This is a genomic window from Imperialibacter sp. (assembly GCF_040222385.1).
Lineage (GTDB): Bacteria > Bacteroidota > Bacteroidia > Cytophagales > Cyclobacteriaceae > Imperialibacter.
Window position 1 is genome coordinate 36700 of the sequence record NZ_JAVKDF010000002.1, and the last position, 25284, is coordinate 61983.

At 46.8% G+C, this 25284-nt stretch carries 28 protein-coding genes; 13 read left to right on the forward strand and 15 right to left on the reverse strand.

Annotated features, from left to right (window positions below):
• The first annotated feature begins 18 nt into the window (after positions 1-18).
• Positions 19-936 carry a universal stress protein gene (locus RIG68_RS00185; protein WP_350117605.1) on the forward strand — a complete coding sequence of 306 codons (918 nt, stop codon included), beginning with the start codon at positions 19-21 and terminating at the stop codon, positions 934-936.
• On the opposite strand, the gene RIG68_RS00190 is transcribed toward RIG68_RS00185, so the two are convergent.
• On the reverse strand, positions 933-1505 hold the full coding sequence (locus RIG68_RS00190; RefSeq protein WP_350117607.1) for a hypothetical protein: 573 nt from the start codon (positions 1503-1505) through the stop codon (positions 933-935). The genes RIG68_RS00185 and RIG68_RS00190 overlap by 4 nt on opposite strands.
• Positions 1502-3022 carry a 2,3-bisphosphoglycerate-independent phosphoglycerate mutase gene (gene gpmI / locus RIG68_RS00195; RefSeq protein ID WP_350117609.1) on the reverse strand — a complete coding sequence of 507 codons (1521 nt, stop codon included), beginning with the start codon at positions 3020-3022 and terminating at the stop codon, positions 1502-1504. Before gpmI ends, RIG68_RS00190 begins: the two co-directional genes overlap by 4 nt.
• A gap of 145 nt (positions 3023-3167) precedes the next feature.
• On the opposite strand from gpmI, the gene RIG68_RS00200 reads away from it, so the two are divergent.
• Positions 3168-3554, forward strand: a complete 387-nt coding sequence (locus RIG68_RS00200) for a DUF4783 domain-containing protein (RefSeq protein ID WP_350117611.1) — start codon at positions 3168-3170, stop codon at positions 3552-3554.
• 8 nt (positions 3555-3562) lie between these two features.
• On the opposite strand, the gene RIG68_RS00205 is transcribed toward RIG68_RS00200, so the two are convergent.
• The 3 genes from RIG68_RS00205 to RIG68_RS00215 form a co-directional block, all read right to left on the reverse strand.
• A complete protein-coding gene (locus RIG68_RS00205; RefSeq protein ID WP_350117613.1) occupies positions 3563-3946 on the reverse strand; it encodes a type II toxin-antitoxin system VapC family toxin in 384 nt (127 codons plus the stop codon).
• Positions 3925-4155 carry a type II toxin-antitoxin system Phd/YefM family antitoxin gene (locus RIG68_RS00210; protein ID WP_350117615.1) on the reverse strand — a complete coding sequence of 77 codons (231 nt, stop codon included), beginning with the start codon at positions 4153-4155 and terminating at the stop codon, positions 3925-3927. The genes RIG68_RS00205 and RIG68_RS00210 overlap by 22 nt, the downstream gene beginning before the upstream one ends.
• A gap of 94 nt (positions 4156-4249) precedes the next feature.
• Positions 4250-7411: a WD40/YVTN/BNR-like repeat-containing protein gene (locus RIG68_RS00215; RefSeq protein ID WP_350117617.1), complete on the reverse strand. Its 3162-nt coding sequence runs from the start codon at positions 7409-7411 to the stop codon at positions 4250-4252.
• A 141-nt stretch (positions 7412-7552) separates the two neighbouring features.
• Here RIG68_RS00215 and RIG68_RS00220 point away from each other — a divergent pair, with 141 nt between their 5' ends.
• The 3 genes from RIG68_RS00220 to RIG68_RS00230 are packed head-to-tail and all read left to right on the forward strand — an operon-like array spanning position 7553 to position 10441.
• The gene (locus RIG68_RS00220; RefSeq protein WP_350073048.1) at positions 7553-8002 is read left to right on the forward strand and encodes a DinB family protein; all 450 of its coding nucleotides are present in this window, start codon (positions 7553-7555) and stop codon (positions 8000-8002) included.
• A 1-nt stretch (position 8003) separates the two neighbouring features.
• Positions 8004-9356 carry a neutral/alkaline non-lysosomal ceramidase N-terminal domain-containing protein gene (locus RIG68_RS00225; RefSeq protein WP_350117619.1) on the forward strand — a complete coding sequence of 451 codons (1353 nt, stop codon included), beginning with the start codon at positions 8004-8006 and terminating at the stop codon, positions 9354-9356.
• Positions 9353-10441, forward strand: a complete 1089-nt coding sequence (locus tag RIG68_RS00230; RefSeq protein WP_350117621.1) for a glycoside hydrolase family 3 protein — start codon at positions 9353-9355, stop codon at positions 10439-10441. Before RIG68_RS00225 ends, RIG68_RS00230 begins: the two co-directional genes overlap by 4 nt.
• Here the strand turns inward: RIG68_RS00230 and RIG68_RS00235 are convergent.
• The 5 genes from RIG68_RS00235 to rocD all read right to left on the reverse strand — a co-directional run bounded on the left by RIG68_RS00235 (position 10438) and on the right by rocD (position 15808).
• Complete coding sequence (locus RIG68_RS00235) at positions 10438-10890, reverse strand: ExbD/TolR family protein (protein ID WP_350117623.1); 453 nt, start codon at positions 10888-10890, stop codon at positions 10438-10440. The genes RIG68_RS00230 and RIG68_RS00235 overlap by 4 nt on opposite strands.
• Positions 10891-11015: 125 nt before the next feature.
• Positions 11016-11564, reverse strand: a complete 549-nt coding sequence (locus RIG68_RS00240; RefSeq protein WP_350117625.1) for an ExbD/TolR family protein — start codon at positions 11562-11564, stop codon at positions 11016-11018.
• Positions 11565-11623: 59 nt separating this feature from the next.
• A complete protein-coding gene (locus RIG68_RS00245) occupies positions 11624-12250 on the reverse strand; it encodes a response regulator (protein ID WP_350117627.1) in 627 nt (208 codons plus the stop codon).
• Between the two features lie 135 nt (positions 12251-12385).
• Positions 12386-14404 (reverse strand): ATP-binding protein, encoded by a 2019-nt coding sequence (locus RIG68_RS00250; protein ID WP_350117629.1) that lies wholly within the window; start codon positions 14402-14404, stop codon positions 12386-12388.
• A 123-nt stretch (positions 14405-14527) separates the two neighbouring features.
• Positions 14528-15808 carry an ornithine--oxo-acid transaminase gene (gene rocD / locus RIG68_RS00255; protein WP_350117631.1) on the reverse strand — a complete coding sequence of 427 codons (1281 nt, stop codon included), beginning with the start codon at positions 15806-15808 and terminating at the stop codon, positions 14528-14530.
• 80 nt (positions 15809-15888) lie between these two features.
• Between rocD and RIG68_RS00260 the strand changes: the two genes are divergently transcribed.
• From RIG68_RS00260 to ftsY, 5 genes are all read left to right on the forward strand, one after another.
• Positions 15889-16059: a C1orf53 family protein gene (locus RIG68_RS00260; protein WP_350073028.1), complete on the forward strand. Its 171-nt coding sequence runs from the start codon at positions 15889-15891 to the stop codon at positions 16057-16059.
• 76 nt (positions 16060-16135) lie between these two features.
• Positions 16136-16375 carry a 50S ribosomal protein L28 gene (rpmB, locus tag RIG68_RS00265; protein WP_151997710.1) on the forward strand — a complete coding sequence of 80 codons (240 nt, stop codon included), beginning with the start codon at positions 16136-16138 and terminating at the stop codon, positions 16373-16375.
• A 20-nt stretch (positions 16376-16395) separates the two neighbouring features.
• A complete protein-coding gene (gene rpmG, locus RIG68_RS00270) occupies positions 16396-16578 on the forward strand; it encodes a 50S ribosomal protein L33 (RefSeq protein WP_151997711.1) in 183 nt (60 codons plus the stop codon).
• A 2-nt stretch (positions 16579-16580) separates the two neighbouring features.
• Positions 16581-16733, forward strand: a complete 153-nt coding sequence (locus RIG68_RS00275) for a DUF4295 domain-containing protein (RefSeq protein WP_151997712.1) — start codon at positions 16581-16583, stop codon at positions 16731-16733.
• A gap of 216 nt (positions 16734-16949) precedes the next feature.
• Positions 16950-17906, forward strand: coding sequence for a signal recognition particle-docking protein FtsY (ftsY, locus tag RIG68_RS00280; protein ID WP_151997713.1), 957 nt, complete (start codon positions 16950-16952; stop codon positions 17904-17906).
• Between the two features lie 11 nt (positions 17907-17917).
• Here the strand turns inward: ftsY and RIG68_RS00285 are convergent, their stop codons facing one another.
• Genes RIG68_RS00285 through RIG68_RS00300 form a run of 4 tightly spaced genes read right to left on the reverse strand, consistent with a single transcriptional unit; the run spans position 17918 to position 19691 of the window.
• Positions 17918-18610: a DUF6048 family protein gene (locus RIG68_RS00285; RefSeq protein ID WP_350117633.1), complete on the reverse strand. Its 693-nt coding sequence runs from the start codon at positions 18608-18610 to the stop codon at positions 17918-17920.
• Positions 18591-19058, reverse strand: coding sequence for a DUF6452 family protein (locus RIG68_RS00290; protein ID WP_350117635.1), 468 nt, complete (start codon positions 19056-19058; stop codon positions 18591-18593). The genes RIG68_RS00285 and RIG68_RS00290 overlap by 20 nt, the downstream gene beginning before the upstream one ends.
• Positions 19058-19465, reverse strand: a complete 408-nt coding sequence (locus RIG68_RS00295) for a PIN domain-containing protein (protein WP_350117636.1) — start codon at positions 19463-19465, stop codon at positions 19058-19060. Before RIG68_RS00295 ends, RIG68_RS00290 begins: the two co-directional genes overlap by 1 nt.
• Positions 19455-19691, reverse strand: coding sequence for a hypothetical protein (locus RIG68_RS00300; RefSeq protein WP_350092133.1), 237 nt, complete (start codon positions 19689-19691; stop codon positions 19455-19457). The genes RIG68_RS00295 and RIG68_RS00300 overlap by 11 nt, the downstream gene beginning before the upstream one ends.
• A 195-nt stretch (positions 19692-19886) precedes the next feature.
• On the opposite strand from RIG68_RS00300, the gene rimO reads away from it, so the two are divergent.
• From rimO to RIG68_RS00315, 3 genes are read left to right on the forward strand one after another with little or no spacing between them, the layout of a single operon-like run.
• Positions 19887-21197 (forward strand): 30S ribosomal protein S12 methylthiotransferase RimO, encoded by a 1311-nt coding sequence (rimO, locus tag RIG68_RS00305; RefSeq protein WP_350117638.1) that lies wholly within the window; start codon positions 19887-19889, stop codon positions 21195-21197.
• A 6-nt stretch (positions 21198-21203) separates the two neighbouring features.
• On the forward strand, positions 21204-22766 hold the full coding sequence (bshC, locus tag RIG68_RS00310; protein WP_350117640.1) for a bacillithiol biosynthesis cysteine-adding enzyme BshC: 1563 nt from the start codon (positions 21204-21206) through the stop codon (positions 22764-22766).
• 6 nt (positions 22767-22772) lie between these two features.
• Positions 22773-23330, forward strand: a complete 558-nt coding sequence (locus RIG68_RS00315) for a 5-formyltetrahydrofolate cyclo-ligase (protein WP_350117642.1) — start codon at positions 22773-22775, stop codon at positions 23328-23330.
• A gap of 69 nt (positions 23331-23399) precedes the next feature.
• Here RIG68_RS00315 and RIG68_RS00320 read toward each other — a convergent pair whose 3' ends face one another.
• On the reverse strand, positions 23400-25142 hold the full coding sequence (locus tag RIG68_RS00320) for an ABC transporter ATP-binding protein (protein ID WP_350117644.1): 1743 nt from the start codon (positions 25140-25142) through the stop codon (positions 23400-23402).
• Positions 25143-25284 lie beyond the last annotated feature (142 nt).

Below are 25284 nucleotides of genomic sequence, written 5' to 3' on the forward strand. Positions count from 1 at the left end.
TATTTTAATCAATCTGTCATGTACCCACTTCAGCGAATTCTTGTTTGTCTAGACTTGTCACCCATCGATCAGACTCTGATGGAGTACACAGCTCATCTTAGCAAAGTGCTTCCCGAAGCAAAAGTCTACTTTATCCATGTTTCGAAAAAGCTGGAGATTCCTGAAGAGATCAAAAAAATGTTCCCGAACATCACCGGGCCGGCAGATGAGGTGCTTGAAAGAGGAATCAATGACGAGGCTTCCAAGTATTTTGCGAATAAATGTGACACGCCTTATGAGGCAGTGGTGAAAGACGGCAACGAGACAGAACAGATTTTGAAATGGTCGCAGGTTAAGGAAATAGACCTGATTGTGATGGGGCTAAAAAAATCTTTGAAGGGTGCTGGCACCAATGCAGCAAAAATTACCGCCATCTGCCATGCGTCAGTGTTGTTTGTGCCTGAAAACGCTTCTTTCAAACTGGATAGGGTGTTGGTACCTGTCGATTTTTCCAAAAACTCTGCCATGGCAGTTGATGAGGCCATGGCCTTAAAAAAATTGGGAAATGTGGATGTCCTTCTTCAAAATGTATACAAGGTTCCCGTTGGCTATCACTACACTGGCAAACAGTATGTCGACTTTGCCATCATTATGAAGCACAATGCCGAAAAGCAGATGAAGACATTTTTAAGTGCATATCAAATCAACGAGGAGGATGTAACACAAGTTTTCAACCTTGATGAAGATGACAAGCCGGCTGATGTGATTTTTACGGAGGCCAAAGTGCAAGCCGCCGACATGATTATCCTCGGTTCGAAGGGGAGAACCATGGTCGCTGCCATGCTTATGGGAAGTGTCGCCGTTGAGCTCTTGCGTGTCAACAAAGAGATACCCTATATGATAGTGAAAGACAAAAAGGCAAACATGGGATTCATGCAAGCCTTCAAAAACCTCTAATTGCGCGCTTTTGACTCAATTTGATAGTTTACTGTGTCCTTCATCAATATTTTTTGAAAGCCTTTGATGCTGTAGCTTTCCAAAGTGGACACGCCGTTTTGGGCAGCAAAGGTGGCAAATAGCTCACGACTGTTTTGGTACAATGCGTTTTCCTCTTCGAACCTGCCTGAAAAAGCGACTACATTCCCCTGACTATCATATTCAAGCTTCATCCACTGCACACCAGATTCAACCTCTGGCTTCTTTTTGTAAAGAACGCTGCTGCCATTAGATAAATTAGCTTTTTCCTCACTGAATGCCCCAACCAGCACAGCTTTGTTGATGTCCATATTAATGAACATAGACAATTCCTTAGTCCATTCAAGGCTATCGAACTTCAGTGTCTTCGTCTCAGTGAGGCTGTCAATAGAGGCTGACTTTTCGAATGAAGTACCCACAATACGATCAGCCTGTGATGTGAACAAGCCAGCCACGTCAAAATAGGCTGTGATTTTTGTCGCTGAGGAGCTGCTTTCACAGCCACTCAGCGCCAGGCCCAACATTAATGAGCCGATAACAATATTCCTCATATAAGTTCTTCGCCAGTCATTTCTGCTGGCTTTGGAATGCCAATCATCTTAAGAATCGTTGGCGCCAAATCTCCGAGTTTTCCATCCTTAATCGGGCCACGATAGTCGTTGTCTACGAGAATACATGGCACAGGGTTTGTGGTGTGGGCAGTGTTGGGCGACCCATCTTCATTGATCATCATGTCGGAGTTGCCGTGGTCGGCAATGATAAACGTGCTGTAGCCATTTTCAAGAGCCACATTGACAACAGCCTCAGCACAACGGTCAACAGTTTCAACCGCTTTCACTGCCGCTTCAAACACGCCGGTGTGGCCTACCATGTCGGGGTTGGCGAAGTTGAGGCAAACAAAGTCGGTTTCCTGCTTCTTTAACTCCGGGATAATGGCATCACGAATGTCCTCAGCGCTCATCTCAGGTTTCAAATCGTAGGTGGCCACCTTTGGCGATGGGCAAAGAAGCCTTTTTTCTCCATCGAAAGGTTCCTCCCTTCCTCCTGAGAAAAAGAAAGTAACGTGGGGATATTTCTCTGTTTCTGCAATCCTAATTTGTTTTTTGCCGTGGGCTGCCAGTACCTCGCCAAGGGTATTGACCAGATTGTCCTTATCGAACAACACTTTCACGTCTTTGAAGGTGTCGTCGTAATTGGTCATGGTCACATAGTAGAGTGGCAATTTCTTCATGCCGTGCTCTGGAAAGTCCTTTTGAGTGAGCACTTCTGTAATCTCCCTTCCTCTGTCGGTACGGAAATTGAAGCACAAAACAACATCACCTTCTTCTATCACAGCCAGTGGTTTTCCGGCAGCGTCCATATGGATGATAGGCTTGATGAATTCGTCGGTAACATTTTCATCGTATGAGGCCTGCATTTCTTTCAATACATCGCCAGTTTTTTTGCCCTCACCTTTTACCATAGCATCGTAGGCCAGCTTCACCCGCTCCCAACGCTTGTCTCTGTCCATAGCAAAATAGCGGCCAGTGATGCTTGCAAGGGCTCCGGCCGTTTTCTTCATATGCGACTGAAGGTCTTTCAGAAAGCCAAGCCCCGATTTAGGGTCGCAGTCACGACCGTCAGTGAAGGCGTGCACAAATACTTTTTCCAGTCCTTTTTCATGGGCCAGTGAGCACAATCCCTTCAAATGCAGGATGTGTGAATGAACACCCCCATCAGAAACCAAGCCAATGAAGTGCACTTTTTTATTGCTCTTTTTGGCATAATCCAGTGCCTTGATCAGCTCCTCATTATCACCAAGTGTGTTTTCTTCAACTGCCTTGTTGAGCTTTACCAGATCCTGGTACACTACTCTTCCGGCTCCGAGGTTCATATGGCCTACTTCGCTGTTGCCCATTTGCCCGTCTGGCAAGCCAACGAACAGACCCGAAGCCTGAAGCTTGCTGTGCGGGTATTTTTTATAGAGTGAGTCTACGAATGGCGTATTTGCAGCGTCTACCGCAGACACTTTCGGGTTGGAAGCTATTCCCCAACCATCTAAAATCATCAGAATTACTTTCTTATTCATGGAGGCAAATATACGGTTGTCCTTTTTTCTTTTGTAACTGCTGCCTGATTATGTTAGTTTCATTCTGTTAAATTGTAGTTTCTATTTTTCAAACTGCTCAATAGTGGCGCAATTTTTGTTATCAACAACTGTTGAATTCAGAATCATGAAACGGTTTACAATATTATTTCTTTTTACTGCTACCATGGCCTTTGGGCAAACACAAACGGAAGTAGTAAATAATGTGAAAGCGGCCATTAAAGCGGGCTCTTCCAAAGAGCTTGTTCGTTACTTCAATGAAACGGTGTCGCTGAATGTAGACGGCGAGAAGTCGAACTACAGTAAAACACAGGCTGAGATCATTATGAAGGATTTTTTCAAAGAGAATCCTCCTTCTTCATTTGACTATATACACCAGGGAAATTCGAAGGAAGGCTTGCTCTACACCATTGGTCAGCTTTCACACCCCAACGGAACCTACAGGGTGTATATGCTGCTGAAGTCGTTCAATGGCAAATATCTGGTGGACACGCTCGACCTGACAAAGGAGTAGTATTCACACTACCAGACTGCGTTCCGGAAATTTTCTCTTATCAACGAGTCCTTAGTGACAAGCATGCAATCACTCAATTGCGCCTGACTTACAATCATTCTATCGAATGGATCTCGTGTCCAGGAATGTTCCAGTGCGTTATTTACAAGCACATAAAGCGGGCTATCCCGATTAACAAGGGCTATTTCTATTTCCAAACTCTTCAGGATAATATCTGGAGCGACCTTTATTTTCCCTATTTCAAAGAGGTATTTCAACTCAAGTCTCACAAATGAAGAATAGTACAGGGTGGATTCTTCTATTATCGAGATTACTCTTGGCGAAATTTTACTGATTTCTCCTCCGTATAACCATACAACGACATGCGTGTCTAAATAGGCTTCTGGCTCCATTCGCTACTCCAATCAATGTGAACAAGTTCCTCAGAGTCACCCACAACCACATCACGTTTTTTCAGAGCAGCCAACTTAGACCTCTGATTTTCGACGACAATTTTGAGGATCTTTCCCTTTCTTCTTATTTCCAGAGGCTCACCTGTTTCAGCCACTTGGTCAAGTAACTTGTAGATGTTTTGCCTTAATTTTGATGTTGTTATGCCCATAGTTAAAAATACGTACGTAAATATAAATGGTTCGTACGTAAAACAAAAGACCGGCATTGCTACCGGCCTTTTTTAAGGTCAACAACAGATACTGTCAGCTTCCCAGCTTTTCCTCCTTCTTATCGTTGTTTGGAGCCACGTAGGGCACACCTTTCTCTTCCAGCATTTTGTTGTAGGCCGGAACATCATCATTCAAAATCTGCATGATCTCCGTTTTTCTAGTATTCCAGATTTCCTTCAAATCACTATAGCGTTCCTTCTCGCCATCCGTAAGCGGGGGTGAATTCCCGTCAATGGTTTGCAAAAGGTCGTACAGCTGGCTGTCGAGCATGCTGCGGAAGTTGACCACGTCCTGAAATGTCTCCTGCTTCGGCTGGATCAGTTTTTCTTCAGTCGCTCCCACTTTTTTTATAATGGCCTTGCTTTTGTCATTGATCGATTTGTATTCGTCCGAATCGCCCAGCCTCTCATCCATGGCCTTCAGTTGCTTGCGCACTTGCTGAAGGTCTTTCAGCGATTGGTATATGTCCTCAATGTCCAGCGCTATTCTTTCCAGCACTTGCTGCTTTTCCCGATGCTGCGCCAGAGTAGCAGCGTTCCTAGGGTCAGGAAGTATGTTGAGTGCCTGCTGCATTGTTTTGTCGCCAAAGGTCAGGGTTATTGTGTAAGTGCCTGGGCCTACCATATAGCTCGACATGCCCCCGCCACCAAAGCTTGGTACAAATACGCCTTCGGCTGTCTCGATATTTTCACCTCGTAAGTCCCACTTCAGCACATTCATGCCCGCCTTTTTTGGAAGCTGCTCTGCTTTCTTTTTTGAAGCGCTATTGAAAGTTCGTAAAACCTTACCTTCTGCATCAGCTATTTCAAGCTTTAACAAAGTGGAGTCTTTTTCTCCCATTTCCTTCAGGTGATATCGGATAAGGGCTCCTTTATAAGCGCTTTTGCCAACAGTCACATTAGGTAAATCGAAAGCATTACCACTTTTTACCACTTCCCGTGGTTTATACAAGTAGGCGTCTGTAGTTGCTACCTGCGGGGTCAGTTCCTGCAAAGCAGTGATGTCATCAAGGATCCAGAATGCTCTTCCTGAAGTAGCCGCCAGCAGGTCGTTATGGTGAATCTTGAGGTCAGTTACCGGCGTCATCGGGAAATTAAGCTTGAACTGGCTCCACTGTTGCCCGGCGTCAAAGCTGATGTAAATGCCTCTTTCGGTGCCGGCAAAAAGCAACCCCTTGCGGTTCGGGTCTTCTCTTACGACTCTCACAAATGCCTTTGCGCCGATACCTTTTGTGAGCATTTGCCAGCTTTGACCGTAGTCTGTCGTTTTGTATAAATAGGGAGTGAAATCCCCGAATTTATATTTCGTAAGGGCTACATAAGCTGTGCCGGGGGTGTGTGGAGATACTTCGATAGAGTTAATCATTCCCTCACCTGCCTCTTTAGGGCTAATGTTCGTCCACGTCTTTCCAGCATCTCTGGTAATATGCAATAAGCCGTCATCTGCTCCTGCCCAAAGTACTTTAGCATCATGCGGTGACTCGGCCAGGTAGTAAATAGTATGATAGATTTCGCCACCAGCGGCCTCGTTGGTAATTGGGCCGCCCATGAGCCCCAGCTTTGTGGAGTCGTTTCTGGTTAGGTCGCCACTCATTTCTTCCCAGGTCAATCCCCTGTTGGTGGAGCGGAGTACTTTGTTACCTGCGTGATAAATTGTGTTGGGGTTGTGTTGAGAAACAATGATTGGTGCATTCCAATTGAACCGGTATTTGACTTCGTCCGACGGTTCGCCCAGCCCACTTTCGGGGTAGGCTTTTATTCCCTTCGTTTTTTTGCTGGCCAGGTTATACTCATCGATAATCCCCTGATAGCAGCCTGCATACATCAGTATTGGGTTGTTAGGATCAAATGCCACATAAGCACTTTCGCAGCCGCCTACGCCGGCAACCCAGTCTTGCCATTCAATCACTGGGCCATTGGTGCTGCTGGGAATGGCTACTGAGGAGTTGTCCTGCTGACCACCGTACACCCAGTAGGGGAAACGGTTGTCGGCATTGATCCGATAGAACTGGGCCGTAGGCTGGTTCTCGATGGTGCTCCAGGTCTTGCCCGTGTTGAAGGAAATAGCGGCACCGCCGTCACCACCGTACACCATGTTGGCTGGTCGATCGGGGTTGATCCAGATTGAGTGAGTATCACCGTGGGGTACCGGTAAGTTGCTAAATGACTTACCTCCATCGATACTTCTCAGGAGAGGAGCATTCATTACATAAACAACGTCTGCATTTGACGGATCGGCCTGAATATGCATATAGTACCACGAGCGAGCCCTCAGCACCCGCTCTTTATTCATGTTTTTCCAGGTCTTGCCAGCATCATCGGAGCGATACAAACCACCTTCGTCTGACTCGACAATCGCATATACTCTTTCCGGGTCGGCAGGAGAAACTGAAACGCCAATCTTGCCCATCACCACTTTTGGCAAACCCTCGGAAAGTCTTTCCCATGTTTCGCCACCATTGACACTTTTGAATATGCCACTTCCTGCGCCGCCGCTTCTCGAATACCATGGCAGGCGTTGATGATCCCACATGGCTGCATAAAGAATTCTGGGGTTCGACTCGTCCATGCTCAAGTCACTCACACCGGTGAATTCGTTGACAAAATGTACGACCTTGAAGCTTTTGCCACCATCGGTGCTTTTGTAAACGCCCCGGTTGTCGCTTGGGCCATACGGGTTGCCCTGCACTCCCACATAAATCAAATCTGGGTCAGTTGGGTGGACAGCAATTTTAGAAATGTGCATGGAGTTTTCCAGCCCGATGTGGCTCCAGGTTTTTCCGGCGTCGGTCGATTTGTAAAGACCATCGCCACTGGAAGTCATCACACCACGAATAGGTGCCTCGCCCGTGCCAACGTAGATGACATTTGGATCGGATGCGGCTACAGAAATTGCCCCGATCGTTCCGGTATTGAAAAAGCCATCAGTAATGTTTTTCCAGGTAATGCCGGCATCGGTTGTTTTCCATACTCCACCACCAACCGTGCCCATATAGTAAGTTTGGTCGTCGCCCAGCACACCGGCCACTGCTGTGGACCTGCCTCCTCTTGGTGGCCCAATGTTTCTCCACTCAAGTCCTGCGTAAAGCTTCTCGTCCAGCGCCACTTGCTCCGTTTTTTCTTTGGCTCCCTTTTTCTGGGCAAAAAGCATAGTGGGAATTAGTGCCAGAAGAATCAATAGATTTCTCTTCATCATGTTCAGGTTGGTTATATCTCTAAGTAAATCGCTCTTTTGAGGTAGTATTTTCTTCCAATGTCTTAATTTCGAGCCTAAAGCCCAACACCACTCATAGAACTGGCCGGGAATTTTAGTCTTTGAATACAAAAATAAGAAGCGATGGAAACTGTTGTTAAAGATTTGATGGAGCTTTTCGAAAGGGATATAGATAGGCTACAGAAAGAACTCGAATTGACACCCGACGCTATTTTGTGGAAAACAGCAGGCCAAATCAATAATTCGCCTGGCAATCTTTTCCTCCACCTGGCAGGCAACCTGCAACACTTTATTGGCGCAGTTATTGGCAAAACACCTTTCGTAAGAGACAGAGAGGGGGAGTTTGGTAAAAAGGGACTCCCCAAAAGCGAGCTAGCGAGTGAGCTACAGGCAACAAGAAAGGCTGTGCTTGAAACGCTGGCTAAAATGACGTCAGAGCAACTGCACAGCAACTACCCTATTGAGGTTTTCGGCAAGCCAATGACGACGCAAAACTTCCTCATACACCTTAGTGGTCACCTTAACTACCATTACGGTCAGATCAATTACTTCCGCAGAATAGTGGCTAGCTAGTATGAAGCGCCTCCTCAAAGTACTGGCGTGGGTGGCAGGCGCTGTTTTAGTACTGGCGTTAAGCCTGCTAACGACGATTGACAGGACTCCCTATCAGGAAATGTCCTACTATGCGGCCATGCATGCCAGGATGGACTCCCTGGCAGCCGCCTACCAAAATTCAGTTGGCGATACGCTGCAAGTTGGCTGGGCGGAAGCTTCCCTGGTTTATCCTGAGTCCATTCCATTGGCTGGATATGGGAAAAGAAAAGGAGCCCATTTTGAGGGCGTTCATGATTCTGTTGGTGTGAAGACGATGGTGTTTTCCAACGGAAAAGCAAAGGCAGCAATCGTAAGCCTCGACCTCCTTATCACGCCCCCGGAGGTGGTTATCAGGTTAAAAAGCCTGCTTCCTGCATTGGGCTACTCTCTGCAAAACACTTTTTTTACCGCCGTGCACTCCCACTGCAGTATTGGTGCCTGGAGTCCGGGGTTGACAGGAACATTGTTTGCAGGCACCTACCAATCGGAAGTAGCTGATTTTATTGCTGGAGCGGTGATACAAAGTATAAAGGATGCGGAAGGAAACAGAGAAAAGGCCAAAATCGGGTTTGCGACATTCGATGCCGGCGAGCTGATGTATAACCGCCTGGTGAAAGAAAAAGGAACGATTGACCCCTGGTTCAGGGTGATGAAGGTGGTGAAAGACTCCGGCAAAAGTGCCTTGTTTACGACATTTGCAGCACATGCTACCACTTTACCTTCCAGCTTCCTGGCCTTGTCGGCCGACTACCCGGCTGCATTGCGAAAAACGTTTGTCGCCGACTCCCTGGCCGACTTTGTTATATACGGTGCTGGTGCTGTGGGCAGTCAAGGGCCCAATAGTCCAAAAGGAATTGACGGATGGGACAAATCAGAATACATTTCCGAGCACCTTGCGGATCAGTTTGCGCAAATTAGCTTTTTAATACAGCCGGGATACGTTACGTCGATTTCGAGTGGATACTTGCCATTGGAGCTGAGGCAGCCAAGTTTCAAGGTTTCCGAGAGTATTGCCGCCCGGCCGTGGGTGTTCTATTGGTTGTTCGGCGACTATGACTCCGGCATCAGCTATTTGAAGATTGGAGACAACCTTTTGGTCGGCACACCTTGCGACTTTTCCGGAGAGCTAATGGCACCACTTGACAGCATGGCCCGGGCTCAGGGACAAAACCTGATGGTCACCAGTTTCAACGGCGGTTATATAGGTTACATTACCAAAGACGAGTGGTACGATTTAAACAAATACGAAACCAGAACAATGAACTGGTTTGGACCTTATAACGGCGCTTACTTTTCCGAAGTCATTGGCGATATAATAGACACCACTAAATGAAAAACATTTATAGCTTATTAATATTCCTCTGTCTGTGTGGCAACGTAGTGGCGCAAACAGACAGCCTCGACATTATGATTGGCCAAATGATCATGATTGGCCTGGAGGAAAGGCAGTCCATAAAAGAAGGAGATGTGCTGCTGAAAGCCATTGAAGATGGCAAAGTGGGCGGCGTGATATATTTTGAGAAAAATCTGACCAAAACCAATACTGCCGAGAATCTCCGACAGCTCAACAATACGCTAAAATATGCCTCGGGTATTCCTCTTTGGATTGCGATTGACGAAGAAGGCGGAAGGGTGAACCGGCTTAAGCCAAAATATGGATTCGTTACCACTCAATCAGCACAAGAGCTGGGCAAGCAGGGCATTCCCGACAGCACGTACGCCCAAGCCAAGCGCATGGCTGTTCAGCTGCGAGAATTGGGTTTTAACCTCAACTTTGCTCCGTCGGTGGATGTAGCGGTGAATCCCGACAACCCTGTCATAGTAAAGCTCGGCAGGTCATTCAGTAGCAATGCCGATTCGGTGGCGTTGCATGCTGCAGCCTTTATCAAAGCACATCAGGAGGTAGGCATTGTCACGTCTATCAAGCACTTTCCCGGCCACGGCAGCTCCAGTAAGGACACCCACAGTAGTATGGCCGACGTAAGCAATAGCTGGCAGTTTGACGAAATCAGGCCTTTCAAACTTCTTATCGATCAAGGCCGGCTGGACGCTGTGATGTCGGCGCATATTGTGAATGCGCACCTCGATCCTGATTCCTTGCCAGCCACACTTTCTAAAAAAATCGTTCAAAACATCCTCAGAGACTTCATCGGATTCGACGGGGTTATTTTCTCCGACGATATGCAAATGCATGCCATCAGCAAACACTATGGCATGGACAAAGCGATTGAACTGGCCATCAATGCCGGAGTAGACATGTTGCTTATATGTAATAATGTGGGGCAGACAGAAAGATACTCAGCAGATCAAATCCATAAGATCATCCGAGGCAAGGTTGAAAGTGGCGAAATCCCAAAAGAGAGAATAAAGCAATCCTATGACAGGATAGTGAAGCTGAAGAGGGCCAGAGGATATTAAATATTTTCCTTCGACCTGTACAACACCTTTCTTGCATTCGACTTTCTCAGTTCCTGTTGTATATCGGCGATCAGCCCCATTTTCACTGCCTCATCTGCTTTCAGCACAATGATCATCTGGTCTTTGTATGCCTCCGGTAAGGTCGCCTTTTCCTGGTTGACCCATTGCACCAACTCGCTGACCTTCAAATAGTGGCCCCCGTCAGAAATCAAGGGCTCCGAGCCTAGCCGGGCATTGGCTGGCAAGCCCACCTGAAGCTCCCTGATGAGCGTCTTCATTTCAGCCTTGTTGATGTGCTTCGCCTTGGGCACTTCGTACTTCACGAGCTTTTCGTCTGTTCTGATAACAGCCGTTACCATAAAAAAGAACAGCAGTAAGAAGACGATATCGGGAAGCGATGCCGTAGAAATCTCGGCATTCACAATGGTTTTTCTCTTAAATGACTTCATGTGTATATAATTTGTTTTTCAGCGGCCACATGGAATAGCTAAACCCCCTTGGAATAGAATTTTCTCGTGTTAGAGGCATATTCATTCTCGTTGGGTATGGCTCTCCTTATGGCTATTTCATGACGCTATTTGTTTGGTTCAGCAATGGATATGTTCATCGGTATCCCTTCTTTACCCCTCTCGTATAAGGCTAGCTGCCGGGGATTGTCTAGGTCGAGATTTCGGTACTGGTCACCAGATAATCCTACCCTTTCCCCATATATATCGTAGTAAGCACCTTTCAATTCGTCCAGCACCGCAATAAAAGCTGCGTAGTCTGTACCACGGTTTGACTTTAGCGATACAATGGCCTTTTTGGGAGACTCGGCCAGGTCGCTGGCTGCGGCAGGGTTCAAAATGAACATTCTCACTTCTTCCTTAAGCCCAGCAAGATCTTCTCTTGGTTCGTCCTGGATCAAAAACTGGTTTTTGGAGTTGATGCTTATTTTGAAAAGGTTCCTGTCATTCACTGGCATCGCCTCCTGCTTTTCCTTATCAGGCGGCAGCGTAATCATGAGCCCTTTCTCCTGAAGGATGGTGGTGGAGACAAGAAAGAATATGAGAAGCAGAAAAGCGATGTCCGCCATTGAGCCTGTATTGACTGGCTCCTGATTTAGTTTTCGGGTGATTTTCATAGCCTTTTTTACTCTTATAATAAGAGAAAGGCTATAAAGTCACATTATCGCTGGTTTTTCTATACCAGATTGTTCGCATAAGCAAACTTGATCAGGCCAACAAGAGAGTTAGTCTTGGTTTTTCGAAAGATATTTTTGCGATGGGTTTCCACTGTGCGTTCACTGATGAACAGTTCTTCAGCAATGTCCTTATTCGTGTATTCTTTCGCAATCAGCTTCAGTATTTCCCTTTCCCGCTCGGTGAGCAGTTTTCCCTCGTCGGGGTTTTGCAAGTTTTGTATTAGCAGTGTATTAATCTCATTACTCAGATAAGTTCTGCCAGCTCTAATTTGATCGAGAGCCGCAATAAGCTCCTTTTGTGAGTCCTTCTTTAGCAAGTAACCCTTAATGCCCTCCTTTAGAATTTCCTTTACCAGATGCCCTTCATCGTGCATACTCATGATGAGAATTTTTACCTCTGGTCTTATGCGTTGCATCACTTTTACCAGCCCCAGGCCATCCATTCCCGGCAAGCTGTAGTCCGAAATGAGAATATCAACCGCTTCATTCTGAAGGTATTTCAATGCATCCTCGGCGGTAGAAGCTGTGCCAGCGACTTCATACTCATCGGTAGCATTGAGCAACGACTTGACACCATCCATGAGGATAGCATGGTCATCGACCAGGTACACCTTTGTTCTATTCATTTTTCTAGTCCCGCTAAACTTCCGGATGAATTTAGAGGAAATATTGCTGAAAGACTTCATGTCCGAAAATTAGTCCGACAATCAGTTTTTCAACATCCCCCCGGCAGGTGATTTTGCACTACGTACCACCCCTTACTAAAACAGCGCATAGGTAAGCAATGTTTCCACTTTGTTAGCGCCCGTTTGCGATTGATCTCCCTTTAGAATAGCCGGAACGTTCACCGTTAGCATTGTACCTTTTCGGCCTGGGGCCGTGTCCAGATCAATTGTCCCTTTCATCAGATTAGTACGTGACTGTAAGTTTTTCCAGCCGTTTCCCTGGCCCATCTTTAATATTTTTTCATCGAAACCCATACCATCATCTTCGATAGTAAGCGTTATCTCTGCCTCGTCACGTGTGATTTGGATAAAAATGCTTTTGGCATCGGAATATTTGAGAATATTGTTGGTCCACTCCTGAACGATCCGGTACAACGATATCTCCTGAATATCGACTAGTCTGTCGTCCAGATCGAAGAAATGACTTTCTGCTCGCAGCTTGCCGGTGTGATTGATTCTTGCCACCAGTTCATTGACCCCAACGGGTAGTCCGTGCTGAATAAGAGCCTTGGGCATTAAGTTAAAACATACGTTTTTCAACTCACCGTACATATCGTTCAGCACCGATACCGATTGGTCAAACATTCGCTGCCGGTCGACTGCGGCAGAAGGTGGGGCTGCCGACAGAGAATCGACGTTCATTTTCAATACCGAGATAAGCTGGCCAAAACTGTCGTGCAAGTCCTCCGAGAAGCGTTTTCTTTCTCCCTCCACAGAGCTGATCACAGCCCTGAGCAATTCTTCTTGCTTAGCCAGTTTTTCCTCATCCAGCTTTCGCTGGTAGGTAAGTTTCATCCTTGCTCTCACAAGTAAGCCAAGTACGAAAAGAAAAAGTAAGGCTCCGCCAAGTGCCAGCTGGGCAACTCTGTTTTTTTGAATCTCAAGATCCTTTTCGACAAGAGAAAGGCGTTGCAGCTCAAGCTCCTGATCCTTTTTCTCGGTTTCATATTTGGCCTCCAACTCCAGGGCAGCTTTGGTCTTTTCCTCTTCAAATGCCTTGTCTCGCAAGTCGATGTACTGTCGCTGGTAGCCAAAAGCTTTTTCATAGTTGCCTAGCTGCTGCTCACATCTGGTGATAATTACCAATGCCTGCATCAGCACGTCGCTGGCTTTGGCAGAAGACGCCAGGAGGTATGCTTCTGTGGCGTGAGCCAATGCCCTGGTGTATTCTCCTGACGCCAGTTCGTTGCCTGCGAGGTTCTTTAGCGTAAAAGCCACCTCAGCTGTGTTGTTGTTATTTTTATGCAGTGCTAAGGCCTGTTTGTAATAATCACGGGCAACCGAAAGCTCCTTCAGACTGTCATAAGCGATGGCCAGGTTGCCTAGCGAATAGGCCATGAGCCTGCTGTATCCGAGGCTTTCGTAGCCCTGGAGCGATTTTTTGGCAACCTTAATGGCTTGGTTGTAGTTTCCGAGAATAATAAGAATGGAGGCTATGTTTCCCTGCACCACCGACGAGCCGAAAACCGATTGTTCGTTTTCGTAAATTTCGAGTGCCCGTTCGTAGTAAGTGAGCACTTTGTCATAGTCCTTTTGTTTTTTGTACACGATGCCAATGTTGCCAAGTACCATGGCTTCGGAGAAAAGGTCATTGACGGCTTCGTACATCCTTAGGGCCTGAAAGTAGTTGGTCAGCGCCATTTCATCTTTGCCGAGCTGGTCATACACCATGGCAATGTTGTTGAGTGATGCGGCGATGTCGGTAGTGTCGCCAAGCGTCTGCTTGATAGCCAGAGACTTGTTGAAAAAAAGCAGCGCACTGTCAAAGTTGCTGGTGGCTTCGTAAACGGCACCAACCGACTGAAGTGATAGCGCCTCTCCCTCCGGATAATTAACTTCCGTCGACAATTTGAGGGCGGATTTGGCGAGCTCCATCGCTTTTGCGGTTTTTGCTTGCCGGTAATGCCAGGAAATGGCGTTGAGAGTGGATATTTTGTCGCTGCCCGCTTGTTGTGGCAAAGCTCTCTCCAAACTGTCGAGCTCGTCATTTTGTGCAAATAAGGCCGCCCCTCCCAAAAGGGAGAAAACAAAAAATAATAATACCCTTAGGCTCATACTGACTGTTGGCTGTAAACCCCTAAAGGTATAAGAGCAACATGGAATTACAAATGCCCCATATGGGGTATAAGGTAACCCAGTTGCTCGCAGGCAAAAACGAATTGCAGTGCTACTTACCGATTAGCTTTTTTGCTCGAACTCCCGGATGGTTTTCTCAATGATGTCACAGCACTCATGGAGTTGTTCTTCTGTCATCACCAATGGCGGCGCAAACCGGATGATATTCCCATGGGTAGGCTTGGCCAGCAGGCCATTGTCCTTAAGAGCCACGCAAATGTCCCAGGCTGTGCTGCTGTCTTCCGTATCGTTGACGAGAATGGCGTTGAGCAGTCCCTTGCCCCGCACCATTTTCACAAGCTTTGTTGTCTCAATGAATTTGCTCATTCTTTCACGAAAGATCACCCCCAGTTGGCGGGCATTCTGCGCCAGTTTTTCCTCTTTTACGACGTCGAGCGCCGCCATGGCCACTTTGCATGCAAGTGGGTTGCCACCGAAGGTAGAGCCATGTGTGCCTGGGGTGAGCACATCCATGATGTGATCATCGGCAAGAACGGCAGACACCGGATAAGCACCACCCGACATGGCTTTGCCCAATATGAGGATATCTGGCTTTGTATAGGTGGCAGCTTGCCGTTCGCAGTTACCTTCACACGAGCAGTTGCCGCAAACCGCCAGCAAACTGCCCGTCCGGGCGATGCCTGTTTGAATTTCGTCAGCTATGAAAAGGACGTTGCTGGCTTTGCACAAAGCGGCAGCTTCTCTTATATAGGTGTCGGCTGGTGTGTAAACGCCTGCTTCGCCCTGTATAGGTTCCACAAGAAAACCAGCCACATTGGGGTCTTTCAAAGCTTCTTTTAAAGCATCTATATTATTGTAAGGGATCTTTACAAACCCTGGTGTAAGCGGCCCAAAGTTTCTTCTGGCCCCCTCATCGCTGGAAAAAGACACGATCGTAGTGGTGCGGCCGTGGAAATTCTGTTCACAAACTATGATTTTAGCCTGATCGGCAGCAATGCCTTTCTTCTCATAACCCCACTTCCGACAAATTTTAAGCGCAGTTTCTACGCCTTCAGCGCCAGTGTTCATTGGCAGCACTTTTTCGAAGTCAAAATACTCAGTGGCATATTTTTGAAAGGCACCAAGGGCATCACTATAGAAGGCCCTTGAAGTCAGTGTCAAAGTCTCTGCCTGTTCTTTTAAGGCGCCGATAATTTTTGGATGGCAGTGCCCCTGATTAACTGCTGAGTAAGCCGAAAGAAAATCGTAGTACTTCTTTCCTTCAATGTCCCACACAAAGACTCCTTCTCCCCTCGAAAGCACGACCGGCAACGGGTGGTAGTTATGCGCTCCATACTTGTTTTCGAGCTCCATCGCTTCTTTGCTACTCATTGTCTTGATCATATCTTTGACTTTAGGATTGAACAATTGCCTGTTGGGCAGGGTTTCAAAGGTAAATAAAAGCCCCTAGACCGAAAAAGGCGATGGAGAAAGAATCAGCAAAGAAGGTTGAGTACGGGTTAAAGACCGAAGATTATTACCACACCAAAGAGGGGTTCCTTGTCTTTACAAAGGAATACCATCTGAAAAGAGGCTATTGTTGTAAGAGCGGATGCCGACACTGCCCTTACGACTACAAAAGAAAAGATGCATAATTATTCGCCCTCGTTTGTTGGTAATCAAATTTTTCCGATATTTGCAGACCCATTTCAAAAATACACTTATAAGACAATGGCGAGAGTTTGTCAGATAACCGGAAAAAGCACACGTGTGGGAAACAATGTTTCTCATGCAAACAATAAAACGAAGCGCAAGTTTTACCCAAACCTGCACACAAAGCGTTTTTTTATCCCTGAAGAAAATCTTTGGATTACATTAAAGGTTTCATCAACTGCTTTAAGAACCATCAACAAGAATGGTATCAGCGCTGTTTTGAAAAAGGCGAGAGCTAAGGGCAACGTAGTATTTTAAGCTAGAAGAATAGAATAGTCATGGCTAAGAACAAAAATAGAGTTCAGGTAATACTAGAGTGCACAGAGCACAAGACGACTGGTCTTCCAGGCACGTCACGTCACATTACCACAAAAAACAGGAAAAATACTCCTGAAAGACTTGAGATGAAGAAGTATAACCCCATACTTCGTAAGTATACTGTCCACAAAGAAATTAAATAATCATGGCAAAGAAAGTAGTTGCAACCCTGAAGAAAGAAGGTGGCAAAACCTATGCGAAAGTGATCAAGGCTGTAAGGTCTGAAAAAACTGGTGCATATACTTTCCGTGAGGAAATGGTTCCTGCTGACCTCGTAAAAGATACACTAGCGAAATAAGCTGGTTAACAGTACTTATTGACAAGAAAGTCCCTTCATGGGACTTTTTTTGTTACCAAAAGACGGCAGTCAACCCCTGGCGCCTGCATTATTTTTTCAATAATAACCAAACGCAGAATCATTTTCCGGTGGTTTAAGTTTGAAATTTGTATTTTCCGTTGGCTAAAGGAGATGCTCATTGTGCAACTCCGCAGTCAATAAGCAACCCTATTATATATGGCTTTATTTGGATTCATGTCCAAGGACAAAAAAGAGTCACTGGACAAAGGACTGGAAAAAACGAAGGAGAATTTTTTCTCGAAGCTCGGCAAGGCGGTAGCCGGAAAGTCGACGGTAGACATAGATGTGCTCGACGAGCTTGAGGAGGTACTGGTATCGTCAGATGTTGGTATTGAAACCACAGTAAAAATAATTGACAGAGTGGAGGCAAGGGTGGCCAAGGACAAGTACCTGGGCACCTCTGAGCTGAACGTTATTCTGAGGGAGGAGATTGCAGGGCTGCTCTCCGAAAACAACACTGAGGATGTTGAAGATTTTGAATTGCCAAAAGATAAAAAGCCATATGTGATCCTGGTGGTGGGTGTCAACGGCGTGGGCAAGACTACCACTATTGGCAAGCTTTCACATCAGTTCAAGCAGAAAGGATATAAGGTGATATTGGGCGCTGCCGACACTTTCAGGGCAGCAGCTGTAGACCAGATCAAACTTTGGGGGGAGCGTGTTGGTGTGCCCGTGGTAGAGCATGGCATGAATACCGACCCGGCCTCGGTGGCCTTCGATGCTGTTAAAAAGGGCGTAGACGAAAAAGCTGATCTTGTCATTATTGACACGGCAGGACGCCTTCACACGAAAGTGAACCTGATGAATGAGCTTTCCAAAATCAAGAAAGTAATCCAGAAGTTTATTCCGGATGCCCCACACGAAGTAATGCTGGTGCTTGATGGTAGCACAGGACAGAACGCCTTTATTCAGGCACAAGAGTTTACAAAAGCGACGGATGTCACCTCTCTGGCCATCACTAAGCTGGATGGCACCGCCAAAGGAGGTGTCGTTATTGGTATTTCAGATCAGTTCAAGATTCCGGTGAAGTATATTGGTGTTGGTGAGAAAATGGAGGAGCTGCAGGTGTTCAACAAAATGGCTTTTGTGGAGTCGTTCTTTACCCGCAACTAGGCCTCCTGACGCTACTTCAGCTTTTTCTTGGAGTCCTTCGGCCGTAGAGGAACGGCTTTGTCTCTGAAAGCCAGCTTGTAGTAGATGTGGTAACCGAAACCAAAATTTCCGCCATCGGTCACTACCCCATAACCGGGCACAGTATACGGAATGAGTGTTTCTGCTCCCTTTGTCTTTTGCCCAAACTTGCCTCGCAGGGTATAGCCCATGTAAAACTGCTTCCACACCTTCACTTTCATGCCGAACACAACCTCTATCCAGTAGGCACTGAGCCCGGCATTCGTCACGCCCACACTGGCAGGGCCCCAGTACGGCACCGCATAATCGAATGCCAGCGATTCGTCGAAAGTGGCGTGCGCATACCTTAGCCCGAAAAAAACAACGTCTTTGTTTGGGTTGTAAGGAGTCAGGTTAACGTCGACTCCGGCCCGGTAGAATGTGCCATTGGTGGTGTGTGTAAACCCTTCTGCCGAATTGTCGATCTCTTCTCTTCCCAGATCCAGTACAAAAAAGTATTTGTTGAAATCAATGTCTGCCTGAATCTCCTGCCGATTATAGCCATCAGTCAGGGCTGTTTTTGCAAGGCCGAAAACGTCCGCCCCCACCCTAACCGCTGAAGGACGCCAGTCTTCATCCTGGGCCCTGCTGATTATGGGCAACAGTAGCAGAAAAAGCAAAAGTGGGCTAGCGGTAGATTTTAACATTAACTTCTCCAAGTAGGGTAAGTTCTGGCTTGTTTACAATGACGGAGTCGTAAAACCCTTCAAACCCAGTCGTAAGGTTTTGAAACCTGAACCGGGGGCCACATTCTGGCGAAATCAGGTATTCCTTTCTATCGTACATAAAGGTCACTGAGTTGCACGTATCGTTGAGGCAGAAATGGTAAGTGGTGCTCGCTGCTTCGGGGTTTACGTATAATCCATAAATTGAAAGCGTTGTGTCGGCATAAAGCAAAGTGTCCGCATCATCGGCCCAAAGCGAGTCAAGCTGGACAGATTCAACGGTTTCAACACCAGCGTCGTTAACCGTGTAAAAGCTTGCCGTTACATAAGGCAGGTAAATATCTGAGCAGGAGGGGTCGGGTGCACAGGCAGACCAGCCCAACACAAAAATCAGCAACCACAAATGCCAGCCGGATTTCATTTGACTCATCAAATAAACGGATTCACAATTTTAAGTCTCTCCTCTACAACAAGTTCATGCTGCATGTCTTCAGAATATAACGTCTTACATCCACTTTCAAGTGCGGACGCCACAATCAATGAATCAAATAGCTGAAAATCGTACTTTTCTATCAAAAAGAGTGAAGCAACCAAGGTAGACTTTTCAATAGGCATAACCCTGCAATTGTCAATAAGCTGGATACACTTGTCTAAAATCTGTCTTTTTGGAAGGCTGAGGAGCCTTCTAGTCGTATTTAAGAACTCAGAAATCACCTGGCCAGAAATGAATGGCCCGTCGGAAACAAGTTTCTCGGCTATAGTTCTCTTGTGATTACTGCTCTGATCATACAAGTAAATCAAAACATTGGTGTCAATTGCGGCTTTGCTATTCTCCATAGTCGTTCGCCTGCTCTCTATCAAATTTAAAGCCTGACAAATCGACCTGACAGTCAGCAAATATCGAACGAACTTGAGCGAGCCTATCTTCATGTGTAAGTTCGGCTGTTCTGTCATCCTGGTCTTTTAATTCAAAAGCCAATACTTCTATGGTTTTTCCAACCATTTCATCCGGAAGCTCCAGCATAAAGCGCTTGCTTTTTGGCATTACAATTTGTCGTACCATACTGTCAAATTTGCTCAAAGATAGTCTTTTTGTAGCAATAGCCGATCCATATTACGCCCATGAACGAGATTGATGGCCAACACAAATCACTTTCGCCAACATGGAACTAACACCACAGGAAATTGTTAACTTGCGAGCCCATTGGCAGATAGAGAACAATTTCGTGGAAACCAGTGGCCAAATCCAATCTGACATTTGAAAACTAAAGGACTAAAAAATACGAAGGTGAACATCGTTACCCTTGGATGTTCCAAAAACTCTGTTGATTCGGAAGTTTTGCTTACCCAACTGCGGGGCAACGAAATCGATGCCGTGCACGAATCGGAAGACGACGATTCCAATGTGGTTGTTATTAACACTTGCGGGTTCATCGATAATGCCAAGCAAGAATCCATCGATACCATCCTGCGCTATGTAGATGCGAAAAAGGAAGGGCTGGTTGAAAAGATATATGTGACGGGCTGTCTGTCGCAAAGATATAAGGACGACCTGGAAAAGGAGATTCCGGAAGTGGATGCCTATTTTGGTACGAGAGATTTGTCGAGGCTTTTGAAGGAGTTCAAAGCCGACTATAAGCACGAGCTGGTAGGCGAGAGAATCCTCACCAACCCCGCTCACTACGCCTACATGAAAATATCTGAAGGCTGCGACAGACCATGCTCCTTTTGTGCCATTCCACTGATGCGTGGGGGCCATATTTCCCGGCCTATTGAAGAATTGGTGAAAGAGGCATCGCATCTGGCCAAAAATGGCACCAAGGAACTTTTGCTTATCGCCCAGGACTCAACCTACTATGGCCTGGATTTGTACAAGAAAAGAAACCTTGCTGAGCTGCTACAGCGCCTTTCGGATGTCAACGGCATTGACTGGATCCGGCTCCACTACGCATTTCCGGCTGGCTTCCCTATGGATGCACTTGATGTAATGGCAGAGCGCCCCAACATTTGCAACTATGTAGACATTCCCCTTCAGCATGCGTCGAACAATATGTTGAAGCTAATGCGCAGAGGCACTACCAGAGAAAAAACCGAAGACCTGCTGGCCACCATGCGCTCTAAAGTTCCTGGTATTGCTATCCGTACGACGCTAATTGCCGGCCATCCGGGTGAAACAGAGCAGGATTTCGAAGAGATGATGGACTTTGTACAAAAGTCGAAGTTTGACAGGCTCGGGGTGTTTAACTACTCACATGAGGAAAACACCCACTCATATAGCTTTGAAGACGATATTCCTGAAAATGTTAAACAAGAACGAGCCGACGCCGTTATGGAGGTTCAAGAAGCCATTTCCTACGAGCTGAACCAGCAGAAAATAGGCAAGACCTTTAAAGTGTTGGTGGATCGCAAAGAAGGTGGTAATTTCATCGGTCGAACAGAGTATGACTCACCCGAAGTTGACAACGAAGTCATCATTGATGGAAAAGAAAATTATTTACGTATTGGCGATTTCGCCACAGTTAAGATTTATGATGCTGCCGAATTCGATTTGTTTGGAGAATTGTTGTAACCTGAAATGAGAGTAGAAAAAATATCTCTGGGAGAGACTGGACAGTTCTCTCCTATTTTTTTGGAGTACCTGGCAAAAAATGAGTCACTAAAAGACTTTTATCAATACTATCCCTCCGTAGAAAATGCTGAGAAGCAGATAGCGCTGAAAAAAGCTTTCCCCAAAAAGAACAGGCTAAGGCTGGAGGCAGTACTCGACGAGCAGTATGGTGCACTGGATATGTCGCCCAAGTTGAGAGAGAACATCCACGCACTTTCCGAAGAAAACACATTCACCGTCACCACCGGGCACCAGCTAAATATTTTCACCGGGCCCCTGTACTTTATCTACAAAATTGTGACGGTGATAGATGCCTGCAAGCAACTAAAGGCAAAGTACCCCGATTTCCACTTTGTGCCTGTGTACTGGGCTGCTTCTGAGGACCACGATTTTGAGGAGATTAGCTATTGCTACCTGTATGGCAAGAAATATACCTGGGAAACTGATCAGAAAGGTGCCGTGGGACGCTTTATGCCCCATTCACTAAGCAAAGTGCTCGATGAGATGCCCGACAGAGCGTCCGTCTTTGAAAAAGCATACCTCGATCACAACAACCTGGCTGACGCTGTTCGGTACTATGTGAATGAGCTATTTGGTCACGAAGGTCTTGTGATGGTGGATGGGGATCACCCGGATTTAAAAAGGATTTTTGCTCCGATTATCAAACAAGATATTGAAGAACATGTGTCGGGCAAGCTGGTGGACGAAACCACCAAAAAGCTCGATGATGCCGGCTTTAAGACACAGGTGCATGCCCGGGAAATCAACTTCTTTTACCTGAACAGCATCCACAGAGACAGGATCATAGAAGAAGGTGGTATTTATAAAGTCAATAATACCGACCTGTCCTTCACGAAGGAAGAGCTCTGGCAACTGTTGGAAAAAAGCCCGGAGAAATTCAGCCCTAACGTAATCATGAGGCCTGTGTACCAGGAGGCCATTCTCCCCAACCTGGCCTATATAGGCGGCCCGGCAGAGGTAGCCTACTGGCTGCAATTCAAGGCTGTTTTTGATCATTATCAGTTGCCTTTCCCCATGCTGATGCCCCGCAATTTTGGACTGGTAGTGCAAAAAAGCCAGGCGAGCAAAATTGAGAAACTGGGATTGAAGCTTGCTGATCTGTTTATGGAAGGGCATGAGATCCGGAAAAAGTATGTGAGGGAGAACTCCGAAAATGAACTGCTGTTAGGCGAGGAAAAAGCAGCCTTTGCCAAGCTCATGGAGCAGGTGAAAGCCAAAGCAGTGGCCATAGACAAAACCCTGGATGGCTACATGGGCAAGCAGGAAACCCGACTGCTGCAGGAGTTTGAGGGCATGGAGAAAAAGCTGCAAAAGGCCGAAGAGAATAACCAGGCGGTGGCAATCAACCAGATTGAAAGTATTAAAGAGAAGCTATTCCCTGGAGGCTCATTGCAGGAGCGCCACGACAACTTCCTCAACTTTTACCTCACAAATCCTGCTATTTTAGACGAGTTCCTCAAAGGATTTGATGCATTCGACTTTTCCTTCCATATTTTTATGGAAGAATAAGCCACGATGGACAAACAGGCACTTCGAAAACAATACCTGGACAAGAGAAAAGCGCTAAGCTATCAGGAGTGGCAAGCGGCCTGTGACAGCCTGTTTGACCAGGTGAAAGCCAATAAAGAACTTATTGGACGTGGCCCGGTTCATATTTTTTTGCCTATAGAGAAGTTCAAAGAAGTAGACACCTGGCCCATCATTCGCTGGTTGTGGCGGGAGGGGATTCGCACGATGACTTCGCTCACCGATATTGAGCAAGGCACGCTTTCTCACGTTTGGTTTGACGACAAAACACATTTCAACACCAGTAAATGGGGGATTCCAGAACCCGTATATACTCCTCCGGCTGATCCTTCGCTCTGCACCGTGATTTTTGTGCCGCTTCTGGTAGCTGACAAACACGGCAACCGCATTGGCTATGGCAAGGGGTTTTATGATGGGTTTCTTTCTTCGATTTCCCCGGCAACAGGAAAAGTAGGACTCTCTCTGCTACCTATTTTGGAAGAGATTCACGAGGCGGAACAGCATGACGTGAAGCTTGACATGGTTTTGGCACCGGAGCGAAATTGATAATCAATAGTAAGTAGTTACTGGGAAGCCAGCCACCACTTACTGTCAACTGATTACCAATTACCTTCCTTAAATCCTCGCCTGATAAGTATACAGATCGAAGTACCTGCCTTTTTTCTCTATCAGCTCTTCATGCGTACCCCTTTCAGCAATTTTTCCCTGCTCAATCACCAGGATCTGATCCGCTCTGCGGATCGTGCTGAGTCTGTGGGCGATGACAAACGTGGTGCGGTCTTTCATCAACTCAGCTAAACTCTTTTGGATCATCGATTCGCTTTCGGTGTCCAGGTTTGAGGTAGCTTCATCTAAAATGATCACTTTCGGATTTGCGAGAATGGCCCTTGCAATGGCTATACGCTGGCGCTGCCCCCCTGAAAGTTTAACGCCTCTTTCACCAATTACGGTGTCCAGCCCCTCTTCGAACCGGTCGGTAAACTCGTGTACGTAGGCAGCCGTTACCGCATTTTTCAGCTCCTCTTCGGTGGCGCTGGGCCTTGGAAACAAGATGTTTTCCCTTATCGTCCCTTCAAAAAGAAAGTCGTCCTGCAATACTACGCCCAGGTACTGACGGAAACTCTTCAGTCCCACTTTCGACAGGTCTTCCCCATCGAGCGTAATGCGGCCTGCCTTTGGCGTGAGGAAGGTGGCCGCCAAACCCGCTATGGTTGTTTTTCCCGACCCTGAAGAGCCCACCAGGGCGGTGACCGAACCAGAAGGAGCGGTGAAAGTAATATCGTGGATCACTTCCTTGCCTTCTTCATAAGCGAAGCTGACATTCTCAAACGCATAATCTCCTTTCAGCTTTTTCAGCTGTATCGGCCTTTCCTCCGGCATGTCTTCAGGATCCATGTTCATGATCTCCTCGGTACGGTCAAGTCCTGCAAAGGCTTCGGTTAGCTGGCTGCCGATATTGCTCATTTGAACGATGGGCGCAATCATGAAGCCCAGGTAGAGGGTGAAAGCGATGAAATCACCCATGGTCATCTCGTTGGTGATGATCTGGTAGCCACCTATGCCCATGATACCTGTGGAGGCCAAACCAAGCAGAAAAGTAGCGGAGCTGGTCACTAGTGCGGTGGCGGTAAGGCTTGCTTTCACATTTTGAAAAAGCCGCTCCACGCCAGCTGCAAAAGTATTGTTTTCCTGCTCTTCGGCGTTGAAGCCCTTGATCACCCGAACGCCATTCAGGGTTTCCGTGAGGCGGCCCGTCACTTCGGCGTTAATCACACCACGCTCTCTGAAAATGGGGCGAATTTTCCCAAAGGCCTTCATGGCGATAAAGGCGAAAATACCTACCGGCACCAACACATAGAACGTCATCATAGGGCTGATGCGGATCAGCAGCACCAGCGAAATAACAGCAGTGATACTTCCCCCAACCAATTGAACCAAGCCGGTACCTACCAGGTTTCGCACGCCTTCCACATCGCTCATGACACGGCTGACTAAGGCGCCTGACTTGTTGTTATCAAAATACGAAATGGGCAGCGACAAAATCTTTCGCTGCACCTGTGCCCTGAGTTTACTAATGAGCAGTTGGGCCTCTACGCTAAGCAGGCGGGTGAGAGAAAACGACGTCACGGCTTGCAAAGTAATGGATGCCACCACCGCTATAAGCAACAGCTTAAGCATGTGTAAATCGTGATTGACAATTACATCGTCGATCAGGTATTTGGTGGCACCCGGAAGCACCAGGCTGGCGAGGCGACTAATGATGATGAGCACCAGGCCAACTGCCACAATCTTGCGACGTGGCCAGATAAAGTCTTTGAACGCCTGGGCTATGGTTACTTTTGATTTCGACTTGGACATGAAAAAAGGGATGGTTGGATTATCGGTTGTAAGTTAACGGATTAGTAACTGATTTATCGGGGCAAATAGTTCTACCTAAGACGGACGCCCTTTCAGAAAGACGCACACGCAGCATGGATTACTTTAAGAAAAGAACAAAAAT

Bases quoted from the DNA above. Each gene is read 5' to 3' on its own strand.
- RIG68_RS00185 (WP_350117605.1), top strand. From the start codon at position 19: ATGTACCCACTTCAGCGAATTCTTGTTTGTCTAGACTTGTCACCCATC.
- RIG68_RS00190 (WP_350117607.1), bottom strand. From the start codon at position 1,505: ATGAGGAATATTGTTATCGGCTCATTAATGTTGGGCCTGGCGCTGAGT.
- gpmI (WP_350117609.1), bottom strand. From the start codon at position 3,022: ATGAATAAGAAAGTAATTCTGATGATTTTAGATGGTTGGGGAATAGCT.
- RIG68_RS00200 (WP_350117611.1), top strand. From the start codon at position 3,168: ATGAAACGGTTTACAATATTATTTCTTTTTACTGCTACCATGGCCTTT.
- RIG68_RS00205 (WP_350117613.1), bottom strand. From the start codon at position 3,946: ATGGAGCCAGAAGCCTATTTAGACACGCATGTCGTTGTATGGTTATAC.
- RIG68_RS00210 (WP_350117615.1), bottom strand. From the start codon at position 4,155: ATGGGCATAACAACATCAAAATTAAGGCAAAACATCTACAAGTTACTT.
- RIG68_RS00215 (WP_350117617.1), bottom strand. From the start codon at position 7,411: ATGATGAAGAGAAATCTATTGATTCTTCTGGCACTAATTCCCACTATG.
- RIG68_RS00220 (WP_350073048.1), top strand. From the start codon at position 7,553: ATGGAAACTGTTGTTAAAGATTTGATGGAGCTTTTCGAAAGGGATATA.
- RIG68_RS00225 (WP_350117619.1), top strand. From the start codon at position 8,004: ATGAAGCGCCTCCTCAAAGTACTGGCGTGGGTGGCAGGCGCTGTTTTA.
- RIG68_RS00230 (WP_350117621.1), top strand. From the start codon at position 9,353: ATGAAAAACATTTATAGCTTATTAATATTCCTCTGTCTGTGTGGCAAC.
- RIG68_RS00235 (WP_350117623.1), bottom strand. From the start codon at position 10,890: ATGAAGTCATTTAAGAGAAAAACCATTGTGAATGCCGAGATTTCTACG.
- RIG68_RS00240 (WP_350117625.1), bottom strand. From the start codon at position 11,564: ATGAAAATCACCCGAAAACTAAATCAGGAGCCAGTCAATACAGGCTCA.
- RIG68_RS00245 (WP_350117627.1), bottom strand. From the start codon at position 12,250: ATGAATAGAACAAAGGTGTACCTGGTCGATGACCATGCTATCCTCATG.
- RIG68_RS00250 (WP_350117629.1), bottom strand. From the start codon at position 14,404: ATGAGCCTAAGGGTATTATTATTTTTTGTTTTCTCCCTTTTGGGAGGG.
- rocD (WP_350117631.1), bottom strand. From the start codon at position 15,808: ATGATCAAGACAATGAGTAGCAAAGAAGCGATGGAGCTCGAAAACAAG.
- RIG68_RS00260 (WP_350073028.1), top strand. From the start codon at position 15,889: ATGGAGAAAGAATCAGCAAAGAAGGTTGAGTACGGGTTAAAGACCGAA.
- rpmB (WP_151997710.1), top strand. From the start codon at position 16,136: ATGGCGAGAGTTTGTCAGATAACCGGAAAAAGCACACGTGTGGGAAAC.
- rpmG (WP_151997711.1), top strand. From the start codon at position 16,396: ATGGCTAAGAACAAAAATAGAGTTCAGGTAATACTAGAGTGCACAGAG.
- RIG68_RS00275 (WP_151997712.1), top strand. From the start codon at position 16,581: ATGGCAAAGAAAGTAGTTGCAACCCTGAAGAAAGAAGGTGGCAAAACC.
- ftsY (WP_151997713.1), top strand. From the start codon at position 16,950: ATGGCTTTATTTGGATTCATGTCCAAGGACAAAAAAGAGTCACTGGAC.
- RIG68_RS00285 (WP_350117633.1), bottom strand. From the start codon at position 18,610: ATGTTAAAATCTACCGCTAGCCCACTTTTGCTTTTTCTGCTACTGTTG.
- RIG68_RS00290 (WP_350117635.1), bottom strand. From the start codon at position 19,058: ATGAGTCAAATGAAATCCGGCTGGCATTTGTGGTTGCTGATTTTTGTG.
- RIG68_RS00295 (WP_350117636.1), bottom strand. From the start codon at position 19,465: ATGGAGAATAGCAAAGCCGCAATTGACACCAATGTTTTGATTTACTTG.
- RIG68_RS00300 (WP_350092133.1), bottom strand. From the start codon at position 19,691: ATGGTACGACAAATTGTAATGCCAAAAAGCAAGCGCTTTATGCTGGAG.
- bshC (WP_350117640.1), top strand. From the start codon at position 21,204: ATGAGAGTAGAAAAAATATCTCTGGGAGAGACTGGACAGTTCTCTCCT.
- RIG68_RS00315 (WP_350117642.1), top strand. From the start codon at position 22,773: ATGGACAAACAGGCACTTCGAAAACAATACCTGGACAAGAGAAAAGCG.
- RIG68_RS00320 (WP_350117644.1), bottom strand. From the start codon at position 25,142: ATGTCCAAGTCGAAATCAAAAGTAACCATAGCCCAGGCGTTCAAAGAC.